1 protein-coding gene is annotated in these 1,600 nt (G+C 53.3%); it reads left to right on the top strand.

The window, feature by feature from the left end; translation table 11 throughout:
* Nucleotides 1-968: 968 nt before the first annotated feature.
* Nucleotides 969-1,598 carry a hypothetical protein gene (locus EN780_RS33800; RefSeq protein WP_245493291.1) on the top strand — a complete coding sequence of 210 codons (630 nt, stop codon included), beginning with the start codon at nucleotides 969-971 and terminating at the stop codon, nucleotides 1,596-1,598.
* Nucleotides 1,599-1,600 lie beyond the last annotated feature (2 nt).

Genomic DNA, 1,600 nt, shown 5'->3' with positions numbered 1-1,600 from the left:
GTGCAATAAAGTGTCAACCGGCTTTTTCTTAGCCATATGCAATGTCCTCCAATTGCAGACAGACTGCTAGTGCACGTGACAACGCAGTCTAGGCCAAATTGCTGTGTTACGCAACCAGTGGCCGCATTCTATCAGTAGCAATTTATGCGCTGAATGAGTATGTCTCAGCTGGTGCGCCTGAGTTGCTCGGGATGGCAGAGTCCTTTTCGGCCGCATCCTCGATTGAACATTCGGATCGCTGGTTTGATCAGCGACCGACGAAATCGACCCGCTGCCAGACCCAGCAGCATCTCGATAATGGCCCGCTAGAACTGTTGGGTCACTGCGAACGCTCCATCTTCGCGATCCGCGTGACAGCCCGATTTCAGGCTATGCGCAAGCCTACTTCAATGGCCGAACCTAGTATCCCGCTTTGTCCATGAGCACCCGCAATTCGATCTGAGGTGCGACCCAGAAAGTCCGAAAAGCTTCCAGGAAGTCCAGCCGATGACCAATTGTAGAGCTGTCTGACGTTGGCTTTGGGACCGTTCACCGTCCGTCGGGTTTTGGTCGGCTCAAGCATTAAGTTGCCGGTCCGGTTCCAACCCATCTCGGACATCGTAGGGTAGTCTCCTTCTCGAGATATTTGACTCCTTGAGAACATCAGCGGCGCAACCGTGCCGAATGACTTCTTCTCATCACCGTCCTCTCTGCCTGCCTGATTGTCTACGGCCCGCCTGTGCGGCATCGCCGGATGCGCGCCTGCACGGACTGACTGGCCATCCGCGGTTGGAGCCGTTATGCTGCCGTCACCATGCGCTGAAGTCGTTTTTGCGCAATTTGACTGACATTCAACTAGCTAATGACGAAGTTGATGGAAGCCGCGCGGTGTCCTCAAGGGGTTCCCGGTATACCGCCCAGCCAAAACTTGTCAGTCCAGATATTATGAAATCACCCAATTAGTTGATGCTGGTATGAGGGAGAGAACCATGGACCGAAATGAGCCCGTTCATCTAACGACACAAGCCGACCTGATGCGGGCCGCACATGCAAAGGTGAAAGACGATCTGCAAAGTCCGGAAAAAAGATGTCGCGCCATTGCCCAGAAGGCGCTTGACGATTTCGGTGCGAAGCTCCCTCCTACAAGAAGCTTTGAACTGTACCTTGTTCAAGGAGTTTCGGGGAAAGATGTCATCTTTCCTCCCGAGTTCATTTTTCTACTTGATGTTGGCCTAGACGCGGCAGTCGGGGTTTCTGTGTACTGGCAAGCACACGGGCGAGGCGATCCAGACTTCCCGGACTTCTCAGCCGCCACTTTGAGGAGTGTTCTAAATCGTAGCAGCACGGGCATCATTTTCCCCAAAATTGCGGGTGAATTGATGATTGTAGTCAAGACCGGATACAAGGATAGCGATGTGAAGGCTGGCTTGGAGGCGGAGGGGTTGAAGAACGTGCAAGGGTCCGACTTCTTTTGGACCGGGAATTGTCAACCATTCATCGAGCAAAGCTTGTGCAAAAAGCTGGAGGCCGATTTGCCGTTCGTGAAGTCCGCGGAGCAAAACGGAGTCGCTCGAATTGTCGATTTTGGACCGGGCTGGTCCTGTGTGAGATTGGCTTAGAT

The organism is Mesorhizobium sp. M4B.F.Ca.ET.089.01.1.1 (genome assembly GCF_004022605.1).
GTDB classification, from domain to species: domain Bacteria; phylum Pseudomonadota; class Alphaproteobacteria; order Rhizobiales; family Rhizobiaceae; genus Mesorhizobium; species Mesorhizobium abyssinicae.
The sequence above is the reverse complement of the archived record's forward strand: the minus strand, read 5'-3'. Positions and strand labels throughout refer to the sequence as shown.

Coding starts and splice junctions, on each gene's coding strand:
- EN780_RS33800 (WP_245493291.1), top strand. CDS start 969: ATGGACCGAAATGAGCCCGTTCATCTAACGACACAAGCCGACCTGATG.